Here is a 19943-nt window from a genome sequence, read left to right on the forward strand (position 1 = left end):
TATAAGAATAGCTACCGCATGAAAACTTTGTGAATGTTATTTCTCTAAGTGTAAGGAGGGAAGTTCGTGTTATCAGATAAAGAAGCATTTGATGAATTCTTACTCGAATCCTTCAAGGACGGTAGAAGTGTACGTGAATTGAGGCTTTCAGAGGAGGAAGCTAATTACATTAAAGTTAAAATACCTAAAGCAAAGTTTCGAAAAATAGCAGAATGCTGTAACGCATCTGTTAAAGAATGGTATGAAGTAGATACTCGTGGTATGAAATAATGAATGTTAGGATGTTTCAGGAAGTTTAATTCTGAAGCATCCTTTTTTAATAGATGAAAAAGGATGAGGTATAGCCCCTAGTCTTATAGAGTGGAGTTATTGGATTAGGCGATTTCAACATGGTTTTAGCGCGAAGTTACGTTGGATTCGCGCGGGAGTTATCGGAAAACGCGCAGGAAGCTCCAGAAAACGCGCGAGAGTCATAGAAAATCGCGCGAGCACCACAGAGTCGCGCGATTTTTATATAAGGTCGCGCGAAACAAAACCAAGCCCGCGCGAAATACCCAAACCCTTGCGCGAATTGCTTTGCTTACCGAATGCGAGCTTATCTTAAACGATAAGAAAGAATAAACAAACGTGTCTACGTATTCCTCATTAGGATGAAGAAAACAGGTGTGTACTATGGACACTTAATTTAGCCTTTGGATCCAAATAGGCTTTTGCGTGATTGATAGCGATAGTTGCTTCCCCAAATCCAGTAGCAATAAGCTTTGGCTTCCCTTCATACGAGCAAATATCTCCACAAGCATAGATTCCGGGAATGTTAGTCTCCATTTTACCATTCACGAAAACAGCATTTTTAGTCGTTTCTAGTCCCCAAGATTTTATCGGACCAATATTTGTGATAAAGCCATAATTGACGATGACCTCATCGACCGTGACCGTCTTCCTGTCTTGTTCTTTCACCTTCTGGAGTGTGACATGATGTATTTCATGCTCCTTTCCAATTAATTCGGTAACTTCATATGGGGTGAGGATAGTTACGGACGAATGTTTAAGCTGTGTGAGACTATGCTCATGCGCCCTAAATGCGTCTCTCCGATGGACAAGCGTAACATCCTCTGCAATATCTACTAGTGCAAGCGCCCAGTCCACAGCTGAATCCCCGCCGCCACATACTAATACCCTTTTGTTACGAAACCTTTCTAACTCCTTAATAAAGTAGTGTAAGGTATGCTCTTCGAATTGAGCTATATTAGCTAGTTTTAATTTTCTAGGTTCAAAAGCGCCTGCACCTGCTGAAATGAGAATGCTTTTCGAATAATGAACGGTTTTAGTTGTATAAATTTCAAACGTACCGTTCTCTAGACGGATAATATCTAGTACTTGCTCATTCAGACAGATGCTAGGAGAAAAGGTTAGTGCCTGCTTATGTAGCTCCTTTACGAGATCCTTTGCCTTAACTCCCGGAAATCCTGCCACATCATAAATGTACTTTTCTGGATATAAGGCCGCTAACTGCCCACCAACCTCTGGCATACTATCAATCACTTTCACACTTGCTTCCCGCATACCTGCGTAAAATGCACTGAACAAACCAATCGGTCCAGCACCGATAATCGTTATATCCACCATCTCTTTCATGTGTTAGTCTCCTTTTTACTATTTTCAAGCACATTAAATAACAAAAATTCATATAACGTGTAAAATACGAACGAATATATTTTGATACATAAATAATAAGAATATTATAAATAAAAGTCAATCATTATTCTGAAATTTTAAATATGAAGGTCTCTTCTCCTACATTTTAATGGGAAATTACTCTTGGAATCGTTTTATATTCAAGTTTAACCTTTATTGTTAGAATACACATTTAGTTGACTTAATTTGGATTATATTGACAACTAGTAGGGTAATATTTAAACTGAAATAAACGTATTTTAAACGGACTAAGAATTTAAGTTTTATTTTAGTAAACATGTAATTTGAGGAGTGGAGAATTTGAGATATTCTATTTCTGATTTGCAAAAAGTTGTATCAGATGGATTAACCCCGCCACCTTGTGATGTAACGATGCAAATAAAGGTGGACGATGCAAATGATGGCATAGCCAATGGGATTTGGACGGTAGATGATAAATATATTAATGGTTTAGGAGTCGTCATGGGGGGGTTTTTATCATCGGCAGCCGATATTTTAATGGCCTATGCAGTTGCTTCTAAACTGACAGAAAATCAGGGCTTTGTGTCGATTGATCTAGATACAACTTTTCATCGACCAGGTGTAAAGGGGGAAATAGAGGTAACCGCTAGAGTCGAGAAGATGGGAAGGACCTTAGCATATGTGGTGGCGGATCTAGTGCAGAATGGGAAGAAGATTGCTACTTGTGTATCGTCTGTACTAATTCAGTCACAGTAATCGAAAGTATAAAACATGATGAACTGGAGTATCGATGTCATGATATAAAAAATATGGGGTTAACGAAAGAAAGTATTATATAGTGAAGAGGGGTTGCAATGATTAAAGAAATGGTCATGGCAAATAGGAGCAACGCAGAAGAGGTATTAACCTTGCAACTAGCATCATACAAGGTCGAGGCGGAAATAATTGGCTCCTATGAAATTCCACCATTAAAGGATACCGTTTCTACTTTACAATATTGTGGAGAAACCTTCTTTGGGTATTATGAAGCGGATAAATTATGTGGAGCAATCTCTTTCAAGCTAGACAATGGGGAGATGGACATCCATAGGTTAATCGTACATCCAAGCCATTTTAGACGAGGAATCGCACAAGTGCTTTTCACGTTTATTGAAAATGCGTTTGAAGTGGAAACGATAAAGGTAGCAACAGGCTCTAAAAATACACCAGCAATTCAGTTTTATAAGAAAAATGGATTTCAATTTATGAACGAAATAACGGTGAATGAATTATTGTCTTTATCTTTTTTTCAAAAGAAGGCTTAAACGTAACGGACAATGGTAGCACAATTGGTAGTAAACTCTACTCTACGTAACAAAAAACGCCAATTGGCGTTTTTTGTACATATTATGTAAGGAGTTGATTTATTCTTTCAGGCTCTCCTGGAACCTTTGGATATCGCCCTGCTCGTAGACATTCTTGAAAAATCGTCTTGCTGGCTCAATTAACATATTATAGTAGTCCGTGAACAAGGAAGCAGCAGAGTCACCAAGCCATCTTGTTGGTAAAAGCTCCTGCGGTAGGTTTGGGTCAATGAATAAAAACTTCCGATATTGATGGACTAAAAGCGCTGACTTCACAAAGCAACTACCATCCGTTAATTCCCCTTTTTCAATTTTATTTTTGTCTATAACGTATTTTTGACTATATTCTTGAATGAATAATTGATACTTGTCGTTCACATCATCAAGATTCCAGCATTTTTGAACTAGATCTTCCTCATTATTCATCCCAATATAAGAGGCATCGAAGAACGAAACATACTCATGGATATCGTATTTCTCCATTAACAAATTTACTTGCTCTTCTAATGGATTTGGGGTAATCCAGCAGCTATTTGATAATAAGCCAAATCCACTCCACACCAGCTCTTTTCTTAATTCATCTCGTAAATGGCGTTTATTCTCAGGAATGGTGTATACAAGAATTCGCCACTGTCCATCCCAAGATGGGTGCTCGGTTTTATAGATACGCTTCGATGCTTCTTCCATCCTTGCTTTCCCTCGGTCAGTCAATGAATAAAAGCTCTTGTTGCCAATCTTTTCTGACTGTACCCAGCCCTGTTTACTCATTCTGGAAATAGCTGCTCGAACCGATTGTTCGTTATGACCAAATTCCTCTAATAATCGAATTAAGCTTCCAATCCATATCACATTATCATAATGCCTAATATAATCTCCAAATAACGTGAAGATCATTGACCTCGTATTAAATTGCTTTTCCACCTGAAACGTCCTCTCTTATGTCCATCCGGTTATGTAATTTTTATATGTTCAAATTTTAACAAAAAATCTGTGAGCTGAACAGTAATTGCCTTGCTTTTTCCATTCTTATCATAATAACAGAAATAAAACGTTTTATATCTAACTGTCATATAGATTTGATTTCTAGTCCTTATAACTAGATTGGCAGAACCCATTATAGCATAAAATGTCGATTAAATTTGAGAAAATTTAAAATTATTATATTGTCATATATATGACACTTTGTTATCATTGCGTTAAAGAAACGTTATGAAGGGGTGGTAGAATGTATAACTATGTGGAGGACGGGGATTCCAAAACAACCGCATATGTTGAACACGATCCAGAGAAATATGATGCATTTATGGCCCGAATTAATTCTGGGGAAAAAATTGAAGCAGATGACTGGATGCCTGCCGATTATCGTATGGCCCTGATCAAGCTAATTTCCATGCATGGAATAAGTGAAATAATGGGAGCACTTCCTGAAAAAGAATGGGTGCCAAAAGCTCCAACCTTGAGAAGAAAGCTAGGCATAATGGCAAAGGTGCAAGATGAAATGGGCCATGGTCAATTATTACTTCGGGTCGCAGAAGACCTTATGAAGCCTTTTGGGAAGACGAGAGAAAATCTGATAGAGGATTTATTAAATGGAGATTTAAAGTTTCATAATGTCTTTCATATGCCAACCAAAACATGGGCAGATGCCGGTATGGTTGGTTGGCTAGTTGATGGCGCGGCAATTATGTCACAAACCAATATGCTAGATGCGTCCTATGGTCCATACCAACGGGCATTACAACGAATTTGCCAGGAGGAAGTTTTTCACGCCCAACATGGCGAGTCCATCATTATGGCATTAGCGGAAGGAAATGCGTACCAACGTGACATTTTACAGGAATCACTGAATCGTTGGTGGCCGGCACTACTCATGTTCTTTGGGCCTGCTTCAGCTGAAACGACTGGATCCTCGAAGCAAGACATTATGATTAAATACAAAATTCGAAAGAGTACCAATGAAGAATTGCGCCAAACATTCTTATCAAAGTATTTGCCTAGAGTATTTTCACTCGGACTAACCGTTCCAGACGATACGATTCGTTATGATGAAAAAGAAGAAAAATGGATTTACAAGCAACCTGATTGGGATGAATTCAAACAAATTATTAGAAATAAAGGGCCAAAATCAAAGGAGCGTTTACGATTAAGAGAGATTGCGTATAGCCATAACCGTTGGGTACGCCAAGCGCTTGCTGAGGATATAGTCACGGTGTAATGAGAGGAGGGAGAGACAAATGACGAAGGAAACCGATTTTTATCAGGTCTATGAGGTGTTCAGCAGAAGGGGTAACAAAGCGCCAATGCAGCATCAATTTAGTTTGCTAGCACCGAACCAAGAGATGGCCATGATCATGGCACAGGAAAATTTTATGCGCCGGGAAGACGTAGTGGATGTATGGGTTGTAAAGCAAAGTGATATTCGAAAGATGAATAGCGAGGAAAGACAGGTCTGGACTAAGCGCTTGGATAATAAAGAGTATCGGACAACTAAAGGATATGGGTATTTACGACAAAAGTGGAAGGAGAAAGAGCAGGGCATGCTTGATGAAAAAGAAATCATGTCTTGGAAAGAGGTGAAGAGAAAATGAGCGAGATAATCGAAACACCAGATCAAGCAAAGCAAGACCCTACGTATTTTCAAGCGTTAAAGGAGCTCTTATTTCAGTTAGCGGATGACGATTTATTGATAGCATTTAGAGGCTCCGAATGGTTAGGGTTAGCTCCTCATATTGAAGAGGATGTGGCTTACTCTTCTATTACCCAAAATACAATGGGTCATGCGGTAATGTACTACAACCTTTTAGAGGCGTTAGGGGTAGGAAAGGCAGATATATTGGCACATGATCGAAAGCCAAGTGAACGACGGAATGGCAGCTACTTGGAAAAACGCAATGGTGAGGGAACGTATTTAGAAGAACCATATTACGACTGGGCATTAGCAGTAGTGAGAAACTATTTCTATGAAACGTTTAAAAAGATTAAATTGGAAGCGATTGCAAATAGCTCTTATCAACCGTTAGCTCACGTTGCTAGAAAGGTATTAATGGAGCATCCGTATCACTTGGCTCATTGGAGGATTTGGATGAGACAGCTTCAAGGCGCTACCGAAGAGGCGAAGAAACGGATACAAGATCGCGTCGAGGAAGCATGGAATGAATTTGCTGATGTATTAGAACTTGGCGCATTGGAAGCAGATATGAGGAAGCATCAATTAATTATGATCAGTGCAGAGGAACTAAAGGCTAAATGGCTAGAGGAAGTGAACAATGTGTTACGAGAGACACCACAAAGCCCACTTCAACAGAAATATGGTAATGGTAGAAACGGAGAGCATACTGGTGATTTAGAACAGGCGCTGGATACTTTAGCGGAAGTATATAACAGTGATAAAACAGCAGCATGGTAAACGAATCATCTTAATGTGTCATGTTACAGGAGAGGAGGAGAGACATTGGAGGAGATTACGAATTTAGAAGCGATTTATGCTGTCTTAAGGACTGTCGATGACCCGGAGCTCCCTTCTGTTAGTGTCTATGATTTAGGTATGGTACATGAAGTCGCTATCGACGGAAATCAGGTGGAGATCAAAATGGTTCCAACGTTTGCAGGCTGCCCTGCGTTAGACTTTATCGGGGTAAATGTGCAAAAGGCTGTTGAAACATTAGAGTGGGTTACTAGTTGCCAGGTGAAATTTACGATGGAGCATCAATGGTCAACCGATACCATAACTGAAAAAGGGAAACAGGAGCTAAAGAAACATGGTATTGCACCGCCACCAGAAAATTATCAACCAGGGGATGAGTGGACGGTGAATTGTCCATATTGTGACTCGGATTACACTTCGATGGAAAATGTTTTTGGACCAACTGCATGCCGTAGTATCTTGTATTGCCGTGCCTGCAGGAATCCATTTGAAGCAATGAAACCAGTGGTAAAACCACTTCATACCAATTATTAGGAGGAGAAAGTATGGTAAAACTTATTGCGTTATACAAGCAACCAGCAGATAAGGAAAATTTTGATGAGCATTATTTTAACACCCATGCACCAATTACAAGCAAGATTCCAGGATTACGAAAGATGGAGGTTACTAGAATTGTAGGTTCACCAATGGGAGAGAGTGAATTCTATCTATTGTGTGAGATGTACTATGACGATCATGAATCCTTACAAAAGGCGATGAGAACAGATGAAGGGAAGGCATCTGGGAGAGATGTTATGAAATTTGCGGGCGATATTGTCACGCTCATGATTGGTGAAGAGGTAAATGACTAGATTCATTAAAGTCTACTCGGAAGACGGTGTTGGTGTCATTCAGTTCGATCGCCCAAAAGTGCTTAATGCCTTGAACCGAGAAATGGTCGATGAAATTGTGACACAGCTTGAAGCCTTTGATCTGAATGAGTCCATCCGGGTCATTGTGTTAAAAGGGAGTGAAAAGGCCTTTGCAGCTGGTGCTGATATTGAAGAAATGATGGAAGAAACGTCACTCTCATTAGAGCTCCTAAATCCTTTTGCACAGTGGGATAGAATTAGTCTAATTAAAAAGCCACTACTAGCAGCGGTAAATGGTTTTGCACTTGGTGGCGGATTTGAGTTAGCGCTTCACTGTGATCTTATTATTGCAAGCGAAGATGCTAAGTTTGGTTTTCCAGAAGTAAAGCTCGGTATATTACCCGGGGCAGGTGGAACCCAGTTTCTTACGAAAGTGATGGGAGTTAGAAGGGCGTTAGAGTGGATTTGGCTAGGAGAACAAATGACAGCAAGGGAAGCTCTTCACTACGGGGTCATTAATCGGAGTGTAGCACCGGAGCTAGTGGAGGAGGAAACAATGAGGCTAGCCCACCAACTATCCAAACAAGCTCCAATATCATTACGGTTAATTAAGGAGGCCGTTCATGCAGCAGCTGACTTATCTCTACTTGAGGGGAAAATGCTAGAGAGGAAGAATTTTTATCTTGCTTTTTCCTCGGAAGATCAAAAAGAGGGAATGCGTGCATTCACAGAAAAGCGAACACCTTCGTTTAGGGGGAAGTAGTGATATGGACTATGGAACTATTTTTTATGAGAAAAATGAAAATATCGCCACTATCGTATTAAATCGGCCTGCTGCCTATAATGCATTTACAGAACAGATGAATTTAGAGATAGGAAAAGCATTGAAACAGGCAACGAAGGATGAAGCAGTGACATGTATTGTCATAACGGGGAATGGGAAAGCCTTTTGCTCAGGACAGGATTTAGCGGATGTCGAAGAACATACAAACCATGCTGAATTCCTAAAGAATCGATATCATCCGATGTTAAAGCAGCTTAAGGAAACGCCGAAGCCTGTTATTGCTGCTATTAATGGAATTGCTGCCGGGGCTGGAATGAGCTTAGCACTAGCCTGTGACTTCCGTGTAATGAAGAACACAGCGAAATTCGTTAGTGCCTTTATGAATATTGGATTGGTTCCAGACTCTGGATTTCTTTATCAGCTTCCACGTATGGTTGGCTATGCCAAGGCATTAGAGATTGCAACATTAGGGAAACCAATCTTAGCGGAAGAGGCTCTAGAAATTGGATTAGTCACAGCAGTTTTAGATGAAGAAGAGTGGGAATCACAAATAGGAGAATTTGCTTCACATATTGCAAGTCTACCAACAAAATCATTCTCCCTTATCAAGCGTTATATGCTTGATAGTATGCACACGAGCTATGAAACCTTTTTAGAGCAAGAGGCCTTTGCTCAGAGAATCGCAGGATTATCACAAGACCACCAAGAAGGACTCCAAGCATTTATGGAAAAACGCAAACCAAATTTTGTTGGGAAATAAGGAGGAGAAATAATGGAACAAGTGGTATCCGATAAAATCACATCGGTTGGAGAAATGAAGCGTAGTCACTACGGGATGATTATTAATGGTGAGCGAGTAGAAAGTGTTTCAGGCGAAGTGTTTGAAACGTTTAATCCGGCAAAAGGAGAAGTTATTGCGACGATTGCGAAGGCTCAAATAGAAGATGCAGAAAGAGCGGTTCAAGCTGCAAGAAATTCCTTTGACAATGGAAAGTGGCGTAAATATCCAGTAGGAAAGCGTGCCCGTGTGTTAAATAAAATTGCGGAGATAATGCGTAGTCGCTTTCAGGAGCTTGTTGAGCTTGAGGTATTAAATAGTGGGAAATCTCTTGGTGCTGCACAAGTGCAAATTAATCAAGCCATCGAAGACTTTGAATTTTACGCTGGTGCAATTGTTGGACATAGAGGAACGGTAAATAACATGCCGAATGGATTTTTCAATTACACACATAAAGAGCCTGTTGGCGTTTGTGCACAGATTATTCCTTGGAATTATCCGATGATGATGGCTGCGTGGAAGATCGCCCCTGCTATTGCTGCTGGTTGTTCGGTTGTTGTAAAACCAGCAAGCTTAACACCAATAACGGCCCTTCTATTAAATGAGATTTGTCATGAAGCAGGCGTACCAGAAGGTGTAGTAAATACCATTCCTGGTGCCGGCCAAGTTGTGGGAGATTATTTAGTAACCCATAAGGACGTCAATAAGGTGGCATTCACCGGTTCAACACCTACTGGTCGAGACATTATGGAGAAGGCTGCTAGTACGTTAAAGCGTTTAACACTTGAACTAGGTGGGAAATCACCGAGCATTGTTTTTGAAGATGCGGATTTAGAAGCGGCAGTTGCAGGCTCTCTATTCGGAATCTTCTTTAATACCGGTCAGTCCTGTGAGGCAAGATCACGCTTATTCGTTCATGAAGCTATCTATGATGAATTTATGGAGCAGTTCGTTACAAGAACACAGAAATTAAAGCTGGGCGACCCATTTGATAAGTCTACCCATATAGGTTCCATCATAAGTCGTAGCCAGTTGGAAAAGATTGATTCCTATGTGCAATCTGCCCGTGAAGAGGGGGCAACCATTGTAACTGGTGGAAAAGAGATGGAGATAGAGGGCTTTGAAAATGGCTACTGGTATGAGCCAACTATTATTACGAATGTAACACCAGATATGAAGGTCGTTCGTGAAGAAATATTTGGCCCTGTCGTGGTGGTAGAGACATTCTCTGATGAGCGTGACGTAATAAGGAGAGCGAACGATACAGAGTATGGACTAGGCTCTGCTGTTTGGACGACGAATCAAGCGAGAGCAACTAGGGTAGCCCATCAAATTCAAGCGGGGATTGTCATGATTAACAGCCCGTTCTCCGCCTTCCCAGGAACACCATTTGGCGGGTACAAACAATCTGGATATGGAAGAGAATTAACCGTTGAAACACTTGATTTATATATGGAGGATAAAAGTGTCCTATCTTATTACGGACCAAAGCCGATAAATCCATTTGGTGTGTAAGAATAGCTAATGATACGCCTTTGCTCGATTACATGTTACTTATTATAGAGAAAGCATGATGTCTGTTGGCGTTTTCTTTTACCGATAGCGAATAAGCTAGGTTTCCATCGGGGGAATTTGCCAATACCTTGCTACAGGAGGTTACGCGCACGTAGCTAGAGGGAATAAATAGGGTCACCTATCCTCCCTCTGGTTTCTTCTGTGTATTTGGTCTACTAAGGGAATGACCACTATTTAATCACTAGGCAATAATGTTAATGATTCTAATAGAAAGGAATGCTTACACATGACGATAGAAAACATTACGGTCGTAGGAGCAGGTGTGATGGGAAGAGGTATAGCCTATGTCTCAGCACATGCAGGCATACGCACGACACTAGTTGACATATCCGAGGAACAATTAAGGAGTGCCCTAAACGAATTATCCCGTCTTGCAGAAAAAGCAGTCACCTTAAATAAACTATCCGAATCAGCAGCTAACGAACTATTTTCCAAGCTACATACGTCATTAGACCTCGTCAACGCCGTAAGTGATACAGATTTGGTCATTGAAGCAGTTCCGGAAAAACGAGCGTTAAAAAAGCATGTGTTAGAAACCGTTGATCAGCATGCACCGAGCGATATCGTAATCGCTTCGAATACCTCAACCATCAGCCCAACAGAATTAGGCTCTTATACCAAAAGACCAGAGAAAGTGGCAGCTATGCACTTTTTTAATCCGGTTCATCGAATGAAGCTAGTTGAAATCGTAAAGGGACTAGAAACAAGCAGGGAAACGGTCCAAATTATTCGGGAAGTTGCAGAACGAATGAATAAGGAAACCGTTGAAGTGAATGAATTTCCGGGCTTTGTTACGAGCAGGATTAGTGCGATGGTTGGAAATGAAGCCTTCTATATGCTTCAAGAAGGTGTTGCTAGTGCAGAAGATATCGATAAAGCGATAAAACTAGGATTGAATTATCCAATGGGTCCACTGGAGCTTGGCGATCTAGTTGGATTGGACACACGACTCAATAACTTAAAGTATCTTCATGAAACATTAGGGGAAAAATTTCGACCAGCACCATTATTAGAGCAATATGTGAAGGCCGGTAGACTGGGGCGCAAGACTGGTAGAGGAGTCTACGACTATTCTACGGATGGTGAGGTGGTGAAAAAGTGAGAGAAGTTGTAATTGTGGATGCAGTTAGAACGCCGATTGGACGGTATAAGGGAGCGTTAAAGGATATCCGACCAGATGATTTAGCTGCTGTAGTGATTAAGGCACTAGTGGAGAGAAATCCAAATTTGCCTGCTGCGGATATTGAAGAGGTTGTTTTGGGAAATGCTAACCAAGCTGGGGAGGATAATCGTAATGTTGCCAGAATGTCTGCTTTGCTTGCAGGTCTTCCAGTAGAAGTTGGTGGTACCACGATTAATCGTCTTTGTGGTTCTGGATTAGATGCTGTTATGTATGCGGCTAGAGCAATAGCGGTAGGTGAAGGTGATTGTTTCATTGCTGGTGGTACGGAAAGTATGACCCGTGCACCACTTGTTATGGCAAAGCCAGAAAAAGATTTTCCAAGGGGGAATATGGAGCTTTATGATACGACCATAGGGTGGCGTTTCATCAATTCTAAGCTGGATAAATTATATGGTACCGATTCCATGCCACAAACCGCTGAAAATGTAGCCAAACGCTATGGAATTAGTCGAAAGGAACAAGATCAATTTGCCTTTCAAAGTCAAATGCGTGCTAAAAAAGCAGTAGAAGAAAAGCGATTTTCTCGTGAATTAGTTCCTGTCGTCTATCACGATAGGAAAGGGAATGAGATTCGCATTGAACAAGATGAGCATCCCCGCCCAGATACATCCTTGGAGAAGCTAGCAAAGCTAAAGCCTATATTTGAAAGTGGTACGATCACAGCCGGAAATGCTTCTGGGGTTAACGACGGAGCCTCTGCACTTTTATTAATGAGTGTAAGTAAAGCAAAGGAATTAGGCCTTAACTTCTTAGCCCGTTATGTAACGGGTGCAACAGCAGGTCTTGAGCCGGCGGTGATGGGACTTGGCCCAATTCATGCTACGAGAAAAGCGTTGGCACGTGCCAACTTAACCGTACAGGATATTGGATTAGTAGAATTAAACGAAGCATTTGCCTCGCAATCTATTGCCTGCATTCATCAGTTAGAACTAGATTCTGAATTGGTAAATGTTAATGGTGGAGCTATAGCGTATGGTCACCCGCTTGGTGCAAGTGGTGCCCGTATATTAACTACACTAGTACATGAAATGGGAAGACGGAGAAATGTTCACTATGGGTTAGCGACGATGTGTATTGGTGTAGGGCAGGGTATCTCGGTAATTGTAGAAGGAGTATAAGCATGCAAAAAACAAACATGGTATGAATGGAATCCTCCACTAATCATCCAAATATAAATAGAATAGCACCACTCGAAAGGAGAAACCAATGGAAACAATACTTTTCCAAAAAAACAACCAAATCGCCTACATTACGTTAAACCGCCCAAATGCCTTAAATGCTTTTAATTACCAAATGCTAACAGAACTAAAGACGATCGTAAGCCAAATCCATCTGGATCATGAAATTAGAGCGGTTATTATTACCGGTGCCGGTGATAAAGCATTTAGTTCGGGTGCCGATTTGAGAGAACGAAAATCGTTATCAGAACAAGAAGTTAGACGAAATGTGAAAGCGATTCGTGATTGCTTTGAGCGAACTGCTAATCTCCCACAGCCAACTATTGCTGCGATAAATGGTTATTGCTTTGGCGGTGGATTTGAGCTTATGCTCGCTTGCGACTTTGCGATTGCGGCACGTGAGGTGAAAATGGGTCTTACGGAAACAAGCTGGGCAATCATTCCTGGTGCCGGTGGAACACAGCGATTACCTAGATTAATTGGGGAGATGAGAGCCAAGGAGCTAATTCTTACTGCAAGGAAGATTACAGCCGATGAGGCAAAGGAACTTGGCATTTTGCTAAAAGTGGTATCGAAGGATTCCTTGTTAGATGAATGTAATGAGCTAGCCAATTGCATGCTTCAAAACGGGCCGATTGCCGTAACACAAGCAAAATATGCGATAACGGTTGGCATGAATACAGACTTGAAAACGGGCATCGATATTGAGGCAAAAGCATATGAGCTCACGATACCGACAGAGGATAGAATAGAAGCATTACAAGCATTTAGTGAAAAGAGAGCACCTAAGTTCCAGGGGAAGTAGGAGGTCTAGTGATGAACAATGTAACCGAGCTTTTAACTATTTCCTATCCGATTATCCAGGGGGGCATGGGAAATATTTCGAATGCACAGCTCACCGCTGCGGTATCGAATGCAGGGGGACTAGGGACGATTGGTTGTGGCACGATGCCTCCAGAACAAGTAGAAAACATAATCCTCGATACGAAGCGATTAACCAATAAGCCATTTGCCCTTAATATAGCACTGCAAGTATCGCCATTTGTTGACGAATTAATAACGCTAAGTATTCAACATGATATACCGGTGATTTCCCTTTCAGCTGGAAATCCAGCGCCCTATATACCGAAGCTTCATGAACATGGAAAAGTCGTTATAGCAATTGTCGCCTCCGTAAAGCATGCCCAAAAAGCGGAAGCAGCAGGTGCAGATATTCTAGTAGCAGAAGGATTTGAAGCAGCTGGAATTAACTCGGCACTCGAGCTTACTACCTTTACATTGGTTCCACAAGTCGTCCAAAAGGTTACAATACCAGTCATCGCAGCAGGAGGAATTGGTGATGGAAAAGGGTTGGCAGCAGCTCTAATGTTAGGGGCAGAAGGGGTTCAAATTGGCACACGCTTTATTGCTACTAAGGAAGCGCCTTTCCATGAAAACTATAAAGCCCAATTGCTTCAAGCAAATGGTACGGATGCGATTATTATTGGACGAAGCTTTAATAGATTAAGACGTGTAATCGGTACATCCTATGTCAGAAGTCTACTAGAAAAAGAGAAAAACGGTATTGGCTTGCAGGAGTTTGCCTGCCTAACAAGTGAAGCACACCATGTGATCGGTGCGCTCGATGGTGATTTGGATCGGGGATTTATTAATGGTGGTCAAGTAGCAGGATTAATAGAAGATATCCCAAGTGTAAAAGCATTAATAGAGACCATGATGGAAGAGGCGAAAGATCAGCTAAAGTCTGGACTGAAGCAGTTGGAATCGGTTAGTAAGATAGAGTAGTTTGAAAAATTTATATTTTATAATAATTAATTGACCGAAATATTACATAATGATAAAATTACGTTAAAATAACGTTATACTTTTAATTAACATGTATGTAACCCTGGTTCTACTAGACTAGTATTGGAGGTTATTGGATGGAGAACGCTTATCCATTAAAGCAAGTAATCGATGACCAAGGCAATTTGCTCGATGTTACTAGTAAATCCTTGATACAGGAGGAGCTTGTTCAGAAGGCGTATTACCATATGTATCGAATTCGCACATTTGATAAAAAGGCCAAAAGCTTGCAAAGACAAGGGAGAATTGGAACATATCCCCCCTTTGAAGGTCAAGAAGCGGCACAGGTGGGAAGTGCACTAGCATTGCGAGAAAATGATTGGTTATTTCCTACATATCGAGATCATGGGGCGATGTTAACCTTTGGGGCGGACATGACACGGACATTTTTATATTGGAATGGAAGGTTGGAAGGCTGTGTCCCACCAGAAGGGAAACATATCTTTCCAGCAGCTGTCCCAATAGCAACACAACTGCTCCATGCGGTTGGTGCATCGTGGGCTGAGAAGCGGAAAGGGACACAGCATATCGCGATTGCTTATTTTGGTGATGGAGCAACGTCAGAAGGAGACTTTCATGAGGGATTGAATTTCGCTAGTGTCTTTCAAACACCAACGATATTTTTCAACCAGAATAATGGCTATGCCATTTCTGTGCCCTTTGAGCGACAAATGAATTCCAAAACAATTGCCCAAAAGGGAGTAGCTTATGAGATTCCGAGTGTACGGGTAGATGGAAATGACTTTTTTGCAGTTTATTTTGAGATGCAACGTGCCACAGAGCGAGCTAGAAATGGTGGCGGTCCAACCTTGATTGAAGCTGTAACCTGGAGAACAGGAGCACATACCACTGCAGACGATCCAACGAAATATCGTCCAGAGGGGCAGGGAGCAGAAATTGTCGATCCGATTGTCCGACTGGAACGGTTTATGAAAAATGAGGGGTTTTGGCAGGATGCTTATATCCAATCCACTCAAGCAAAGATAGAAGAGGAAATTGAAGAAGCAGTTAAAGCAATGGAAACGTATCCGAAGCCTAAAGTGGAGGATTTGTTTGATCATGTATTTGCAGAGCTTCCTAGTTCACTGGCTACACAAAGAGCTTCCTATCTTCAGCTGTTAAGGGGTGAATAAAATGACAACAGATTTTACAGAAGCGAAAAAAACAGCAACGAAAAGCATGACAATGATTCAGGCCATAAACGAAGGGATGAGGGTAGTATTAGAGCAAGATGAAATGTGCTTGATCTTGGGTGAAGATGTTGGTAAGAATGGTGGAGTGTTTCGTGCTACCGATGGATTGCAGGAAGCGTTTGGTATAGATCGTGTTATCGATACCCCTTTATCGGAATCTGGCATTATCGGAACATCTGTCGGATTAGCCGTAAATGGATTTAAACCGATAGCAGAGATTCAATTCATGGGCTTTATCTACCCAGCTTATGATCAAATTATGACCCATGTATCGCGGATTCGCTCGCGTACAATGGGAAGATATTCCGTTCCGATGGTCATTCGTGCCCCTTATGGTGCTGGAGTAAGAGCACCGGAGATTCATTCGGATAGTACGGAAAGTTTATTTACTCATATGCCTGGGCTAAAAGTAGTTTGTCCGGCAACACCGTATGATGCAAAGGGATTATTAATAGCAGCGGTAGAGGATCCGGATCCGGTGCTTTACATGGAACCAATGCATAGTTATCGTTCCTTCCGGGAAGAGGTACCAGTAGCTTCATATACAGTTGAGATAGGTAAAGGGAAAAAGCGTATCGAGGGTAATGACGTTACCTTGATTACATGGGGTGCTATGGTCCCTTTAGTTGAAAAGGTTGTAAAACAAGTAGGGGGAGATGGAATTAGCTGTGAAGTGCTTGATCTTCGTACACTTTACCCATTAGATGAGGCACTAATTGCTGAATCTGTGCAAAAGACCGGGCGAGCAGTAGTAATACATGAAGCACCAAGAACAGGTGGACTTGGCAATGATATCGTTTCGATTATCAATGATACAGCTTTCCTGTATTTAAAGGCACCTGTGGAGAGAGTTACAGGTTTTGATGTCCCAGTCCCGTTTTTTAGCTTAGAGAACCATTATTTACCAACACCTGAGCGAATCACAAAAGCTATTGAAAAAGTAATTCATTTCTAAGGGGGGATAAGGGAACGTAGCGAATTTTCCCCTAAATAGTAAGCGGTTACAAGTTGGGCGAATTATCAAAAAAATAGGGTTGACTAAAGTTTTCAGTATGTTATAATTTCTCAAATTATACTTTAAGTTTAGAAGAGTTAAGGGGGAGTAGAGAGTGAAAAGAGGACTTCAGTTAATCGTTTTAGCGTGGATTAGTGTAGTAGTTTTAGCTGCATGTGGTACAAGTGGAGGCGGCGATACATACAAAATTGGTGCATCGCAAATAGTGGAGCATCCATCGTTGGATAGAGCCTATGAAGGCTTCCAGGCAGCGCTAGAGGAAGCCGGGTTAGAAGTGGAGTATGACTTTCGGAGTGCCCAAGGAGATCAAAATAATTTAAAGCCAATTTCAGATGGCTTTGTTGCAGATGATGTGGATTTAATTTTTGCAAATTCAACACCTGCAGCATTATCAGCGCTGGAAGCAACAAAAGATGCACGGGATATTCCAATTGTTTTCACATCTGTTACAGATGCGGTAGAGTCAGGATTAGTGGAGGCGATGGATGAACCAGGGGAAAATATTACTGGGGTAACCGATTTACATCCCGAAGCAATCCAAGAGACAGTGAAATTTATTGACCAATACTTCCCAGACTCAACAGTCGGACTGATTTACAATGCAGGGGAATCAAACTCTGTGACACAAATTAACGCAGTCCAAGCGGCTGGGGAGGGAACTTCTTTAAACTTTGTAGAACGTACGGTTGCGAACTCATCTGAAGTTCAACAAGCAGCAACATCATTAGTAAATGACGTTGACTTATTCTATATTGTGACCGACAACACGGTCGTATCTGCTCTGGAAAGTGTAGTAGCGGTTGCCAATGAACAAGATATTCCTTTAGTAGTAGGGGAACCAGATTCCTTAGAAAAGGGTGGATTTGCTACATTTGGAATTGATTATTATACAATTGGTAAGCGGGCAGGGGAAATGGCTGTTGAAATTTTGAAGGACGGTAAGTCTACAAAAGACATCCCAGCCGAGTATCCGCCAGAAATTCAATTATTTATTAATAAAGATGCTGCTGAGGAGCAAGGTGTTGAGTGGAATGCGGAATGGGATGCAACTGCTCAATTTAAAGAGACACAGTAATCATTTGGTTAGCAATGAACCCGATAATGAGACCGATTTGGAAGCAGGCTGTTGGCCTGCTTCTCTATTCTAATGCGTGAGTTATTTCCACTTTATGTAAGTAGGTGGAAAAGGAGGTAAAGGAATCGTGGCTATATCGATATTTGGTGCTGTTGAGTCTGGGATTATTTATGCCATTATGGCTTTAGGGGTATATTTAACCTTCCGGGTATTAGATTTTCCTGATTTAACAGTAGACGGTAGTTTTGTAACTGGTGCAGGTGTTGCTGCCATTTCGATTGTAAACGGCGTATCACCAATCGTGGCTACTTTACTTGCAATCATTGCTGGTTTTATCGCTGGTTGTTTAACAGGCCTTTTGCATACGAAGGGGAAAATAAACGCTTTATTATCCGGTATTTTGATGATGATTGCCTTGTATTCTATTAACCTACGAATTATGGGGCAGCCGACAGTATCCTTGCATAATCAGCCAACTATATTTTCGCAGCTTCGAGATATTTGGCCAGCTAGTATGGATAGCTTTTTTAATGGAATATGGACAGCCATTATGTCAGGACGTGCACCAGCAACATGGGTCATTGTACTAGTAATGATCATAGTAACGTTAGTAATAAAATTATTGACGGATGCCTTTTTAAAAACGGAAGTAGGATTAGCATTACGAGCAACTGGAGACAACAAACGGATGATTAGAAGTCTATCAGCTAATACCGATAATTTAATCGTGTTAGGGGTCGGCATTTCCAATGCCATGGTTGCACTTAGTGGAGCATTAATTGCACAAATTGGTGGCTTTGCCGATGTTTCGATGGGGATTGGGATGATTGTCATTGGTCTTGCCTCGGTTATTATCGGGGAGGCGCTATTTGGTAAGAAGACTATTGCAATTGCAACAATCGCCGTAATCGGTGGTGCAATTGTGTACCGAATCGTGGTTGCTTTAGCACTTCGCGTAGACTTTTTAGATACCGGTGATATGAAATTGATTACGGCATTTATTGTCATCGTTGCATTAATTACGCCGAAAATACTCCAAGCTCATAAGGAAAAGAAGCGGCGAATCAAAAAACGTGCCGCCATAAGTGGTTTAAAGGAGGGGGCCTAATATGTTACATGTAAAAGAAGTCGCGATAACATTTAATGAAGGTACCCCCGATGAGAAGAAAGCATTACAACGAATTAATTTAACATTAGAAGAGGGAGATTTTGTCACTGTAATCGGCAGTAATGGTGCTGGAAAATCCACCTTAATGAATGTGATTTCAGGTAATCTCATGCCAGATATCGGGGAAGTGGTCATTGGGAATAATGATGTAACACTACTTCCTGAATATAAACGGTCGGCATATATTGGGCGCGTGTTCCAAGATCCTATGGCAGGTACGGCACCTTCTATGACGATTGAAGAAAACTTAGCGATGGCCTACTCGAGAATTCGGAAAAGAAAACTAAGACGGGGAGTAACCAAAAAGCGTAGAGAAGACTTTAAAGAGCATCTAAAAACATTAAACCTAGGATTAGAAGACCGCTTAAATGCGAAAGTTGGGCTATTATCAGGGGGAGAACGCCAAGCATTATCCTTATTAATGGCCACCTTTACAAATCCAAATATTTTATTACTTGATGAGCATACAGCTGCCCTCGATCCATCACGAGCACAACTAATCACAACCTTAACGAAGGAAGTCGTAGAAGAACATGGGCTCACCACCTTAATGGTTACCCATAATATGCAGCAGGCACTTGATTTAGGGAACCGATTAATCATGATGGATAAAGGACAAATAATCTTAGACATTAACAATGAAAAGAAACAGAACCTAACAATTGAAGATTTATTAAGGGAATTCCAACGAATACGCGGAGCACAGTTTGAAAGTGACCGCGCCGTTTTAGGGTAATTCAAGTAGAACAGGAGCATCATTCGATCCTGTTCTTTTTGCTGTTAGAATAGTTGTATGAAGAGATGAGCAATTCGCGCGTCTTTGGGTGCAGAACGCGCGAGCTCCGGAAGAATTCGCGCGACCAAGGGAGAGAACC

Annotated in this window: 22 protein-coding genes; 20 read left to right on the plus strand and 2 right to left on the minus strand. The window is 41.3% G+C overall.

Features of this window, described 5'->3' with window-relative positions:
* The first annotated feature begins 66 nt into the window (after nt 1–66).
* The gene (locus KGF86_RS02510) at nt 67–270 is read left to right on the plus strand and encodes a hypothetical protein (RefSeq protein WP_186868168.1); all 204 of its coding nucleotides are present in this window, start codon (nt 67–69) and stop codon (nt 268–270) included.
* Between the two features lie 375 nt (nt 271–645).
* Here KGF86_RS02510 and KGF86_RS02515 read toward each other — a convergent pair whose 3' ends face one another.
* Entirely contained in the window at nt 646–1635 is a 990-nt protein-coding gene (locus tag KGF86_RS02515; RefSeq protein ID WP_211741075.1) for an NAD(P)/FAD-dependent oxidoreductase, read from the minus strand.
* 360 nt (nt 1636–1995) lie between these two features.
* Between KGF86_RS02515 and KGF86_RS02520 the strand changes: the two genes are divergently transcribed.
* Nucleotides 1996–2412 (plus strand): PaaI family thioesterase, encoded by a 417-nt coding sequence (locus tag KGF86_RS02520; RefSeq protein ID WP_246521266.1) that lies wholly within the window; start codon nt 1996–1998, stop codon nt 2410–2412.
* A 98-nt stretch (nt 2413–2510) separates the two neighbouring features.
* Complete coding sequence (locus KGF86_RS02525; protein ID WP_186868170.1) at nt 2511–2960, plus strand: GNAT family N-acetyltransferase; 450 nt, start codon at nt 2511–2513, stop codon at nt 2958–2960.
* Between the two features lie 99 nt (nt 2961–3059).
* Here KGF86_RS02525 and paaX read toward each other — a convergent pair whose 3' ends face one another.
* Nucleotides 3060–3893 carry a phenylacetic acid degradation operon negative regulatory protein PaaX gene (gene paaX, locus KGF86_RS02530; RefSeq protein ID WP_186868471.1) on the minus strand — a complete coding sequence of 278 codons (834 nt, stop codon included), beginning with the start codon at nt 3891–3893 and terminating at the stop codon, nt 3060–3062.
* 331 nt (nt 3894–4224) lie between these two features.
* Here paaX and paaA point away from each other — a divergent pair, with 331 nt between their 5' ends.
* The 17 genes from paaA (at nt 4225) to KGF86_RS02615 (ending at nt 19804) form a co-directional block, all read left to right on the plus strand.
* On the plus strand, nt 4225–5214 hold the full coding sequence (gene paaA, locus KGF86_RS02535) for a 1,2-phenylacetyl-CoA epoxidase subunit PaaA (protein WP_211741076.1): 990 nt from the start codon (nt 4225–4227) through the stop codon (nt 5212–5214).
* A 19-nt stretch (nt 5215–5233) separates the two neighbouring features.
* Entirely contained in the window at nt 5234–5587 is a 354-nt protein-coding gene (paaB, locus tag KGF86_RS02540) for a 1,2-phenylacetyl-CoA epoxidase subunit PaaB (RefSeq protein ID WP_186868172.1), read from the plus strand.
* On the plus strand, nt 5584–6405 hold the full coding sequence (gene paaC, locus KGF86_RS02545) for a 1,2-phenylacetyl-CoA epoxidase subunit PaaC (RefSeq protein ID WP_186868173.1): 822 nt from the start codon (nt 5584–5586) through the stop codon (nt 6403–6405). Before paaB ends, paaC begins: the two co-directional genes overlap by 4 nt.
* 45 nt (nt 6406–6450) lie before the next feature.
* The gene (gene paaD / locus KGF86_RS02550) at nt 6451–6957 is read left to right on the plus strand and encodes a 1,2-phenylacetyl-CoA epoxidase subunit PaaD (RefSeq protein WP_186868174.1); all 507 of its coding nucleotides are present in this window, start codon (nt 6451–6453) and stop codon (nt 6955–6957) included.
* A gap of 11 nt (nt 6958–6968) precedes the next feature.
* Entirely contained in the window at nt 6969–7274 is a 306-nt protein-coding gene (locus tag KGF86_RS02555; protein WP_186868175.1) for an EthD family reductase, read from the plus strand.
* Nucleotides 7267–8037, plus strand: a complete 771-nt coding sequence (locus KGF86_RS02560; protein WP_211741077.1) for an enoyl-CoA hydratase/isomerase family protein — start codon at nt 7267–7269, stop codon at nt 8035–8037. Before KGF86_RS02555 ends, KGF86_RS02560 begins: the two co-directional genes overlap by 8 nt.
* A gap of 4 nt (nt 8038–8041) precedes the next feature.
* Nucleotides 8042–8818, plus strand: a complete 777-nt coding sequence (locus KGF86_RS02565; protein ID WP_211741078.1) for an enoyl-CoA hydratase-related protein — start codon at nt 8042–8044, stop codon at nt 8816–8818.
* Between the two features lie 12 nt (nt 8819–8830).
* Entirely contained in the window at nt 8831–10351 is a 1521-nt protein-coding gene (locus KGF86_RS02570; protein WP_186868178.1) for an aldehyde dehydrogenase family protein, read from the plus strand.
* A gap of 286 nt (nt 10352–10637) precedes the next feature.
* The gene (locus KGF86_RS02575) at nt 10638–11513 is read left to right on the plus strand and encodes a 3-hydroxyacyl-CoA dehydrogenase (protein WP_211741079.1); all 876 of its coding nucleotides are present in this window, start codon (nt 10638–10640) and stop codon (nt 11511–11513) included.
* Nucleotides 11510–12712 carry an acetyl-CoA C-acyltransferase gene (locus KGF86_RS02580; protein WP_186868180.1) on the plus strand — a complete coding sequence of 401 codons (1203 nt, stop codon included), beginning with the start codon at nt 11510–11512 and terminating at the stop codon, nt 12710–12712. Before KGF86_RS02575 ends, KGF86_RS02580 begins: the two co-directional genes overlap by 4 nt.
* 88 nt (nt 12713–12800) lie before the next feature.
* Nucleotides 12801–13577 (plus strand): enoyl-CoA hydratase-related protein, encoded by a 777-nt coding sequence (locus KGF86_RS02585; RefSeq protein WP_186868181.1) that lies wholly within the window; start codon nt 12801–12803, stop codon nt 13575–13577.
* An 11-nt stretch (nt 13578–13588) separates the two neighbouring features.
* Nucleotides 13589–14557, plus strand: coding sequence for an NAD(P)H-dependent flavin oxidoreductase (locus KGF86_RS02590; RefSeq protein WP_186868182.1), 969 nt, complete (start codon nt 13589–13591; stop codon nt 14555–14557).
* 137 nt (nt 14558–14694) lie between these two features.
* Nucleotides 14695–15750 carry a pyruvate dehydrogenase (acetyl-transferring) E1 component subunit alpha gene (pdhA, locus tag KGF86_RS02595; RefSeq protein ID WP_211741080.1) on the plus strand — a complete coding sequence of 352 codons (1056 nt, stop codon included), beginning with the start codon at nt 14695–14697 and terminating at the stop codon, nt 15748–15750.
* A 1-nt stretch (nt 15751) separates the two neighbouring features.
* Nucleotides 15752–16765 (plus strand): alpha-ketoacid dehydrogenase subunit beta, encoded by a 1014-nt coding sequence (locus tag KGF86_RS02600; protein ID WP_211741081.1) that lies wholly within the window; start codon nt 15752–15754, stop codon nt 16763–16765.
* Nucleotides 16766–16919: 154 nt separating this feature from the next.
* Entirely contained in the window at nt 16920–17900 is a 981-nt protein-coding gene (locus KGF86_RS02605; protein ID WP_211741082.1) for an ABC transporter substrate-binding protein, read from the plus strand.
* Between the two features lie 127 nt (nt 17901–18027).
* Nucleotides 18028–19008 (plus strand): ABC transporter permease, encoded by a 981-nt coding sequence (locus tag KGF86_RS02610; protein WP_211741083.1) that lies wholly within the window; start codon nt 18028–18030, stop codon nt 19006–19008.
* 1 nt (nt 19009) lies between these two features.
* Nucleotides 19010–19804 carry an ABC transporter ATP-binding protein gene (locus tag KGF86_RS02615; RefSeq protein WP_186868187.1) on the plus strand — a complete coding sequence of 265 codons (795 nt, stop codon included), beginning with the start codon at nt 19010–19012 and terminating at the stop codon, nt 19802–19804.
* Nucleotides 19805–19943 lie beyond the last annotated feature (139 nt).

The organism is Ornithinibacillus massiliensis (genome assembly GCF_018310345.1).
GTDB classification, from domain to species: Bacteria; Bacillota; Bacilli; order Bacillales; family Amphibacillaceae; genus Ornithinibacillus; species Ornithinibacillus massiliensis.

Excerpts from the sequence above, each read along its gene's own strand:
- pdhA (WP_211741080.1), top strand. The coding sequence starts at position 14,695 with ATGGAGAACGCTTATCCATTAAAGCAAGTAATCGATGACCAAGGCAAT.
- paaX (WP_186868471.1), bottom strand. The coding sequence starts at position 3,893 with ATGATCTTCACGTTATTTGGAGATTATATTAGGCATTATGATAATGTG.
- KGF86_RS02525 (WP_186868170.1), top strand. The coding sequence starts at position 2,511 with ATGATTAAAGAAATGGTCATGGCAAATAGGAGCAACGCAGAAGAGGTA.
- KGF86_RS02565 (WP_211741078.1), top strand. The coding sequence starts at position 8,042 with ATGGACTATGGAACTATTTTTTATGAGAAAAATGAAAATATCGCCACT.
- KGF86_RS02515 (WP_211741075.1), bottom strand. The coding sequence starts at position 1,635 with ATGAAAGAGATGGTGGATATAACGATTATCGGTGCTGGACCGATTGGT.
- KGF86_RS02570 (WP_186868178.1), top strand. The coding sequence starts at position 8,831 with ATGGAACAAGTGGTATCCGATAAAATCACATCGGTTGGAGAAATGAAG.
- KGF86_RS02615 (WP_186868187.1), top strand. The coding sequence starts at position 19,010 with ATGTTACATGTAAAAGAAGTCGCGATAACATTTAATGAAGGTACCCCC.
- KGF86_RS02555 (WP_186868175.1), top strand. The coding sequence starts at position 6,969 with ATGGTAAAACTTATTGCGTTATACAAGCAACCAGCAGATAAGGAAAAT.
- KGF86_RS02600 (WP_211741081.1), top strand. The coding sequence starts at position 15,752 with ATGACAACAGATTTTACAGAAGCGAAAAAAACAGCAACGAAAAGCATG.
- paaC (WP_186868173.1), top strand. The coding sequence starts at position 5,584 with ATGAGCGAGATAATCGAAACACCAGATCAAGCAAAGCAAGACCCTACG.
- paaB (WP_186868172.1), top strand. The coding sequence starts at position 5,234 with ATGACGAAGGAAACCGATTTTTATCAGGTCTATGAGGTGTTCAGCAGA.
- paaA (WP_211741076.1), top strand. The coding sequence starts at position 4,225 with ATGTATAACTATGTGGAGGACGGGGATTCCAAAACAACCGCATATGTT.
- KGF86_RS02585 (WP_186868181.1), top strand. The coding sequence starts at position 12,801 with ATGGAAACAATACTTTTCCAAAAAAACAACCAAATCGCCTACATTACG.
- KGF86_RS02575 (WP_211741079.1), top strand. The coding sequence starts at position 10,638 with ATGACGATAGAAAACATTACGGTCGTAGGAGCAGGTGTGATGGGAAGA.
- KGF86_RS02590 (WP_186868182.1), top strand. The coding sequence starts at position 13,589 with ATGAACAATGTAACCGAGCTTTTAACTATTTCCTATCCGATTATCCAG.
- KGF86_RS02560 (WP_211741077.1), top strand. The coding sequence starts at position 7,267 with ATGACTAGATTCATTAAAGTCTACTCGGAAGACGGTGTTGGTGTCATT.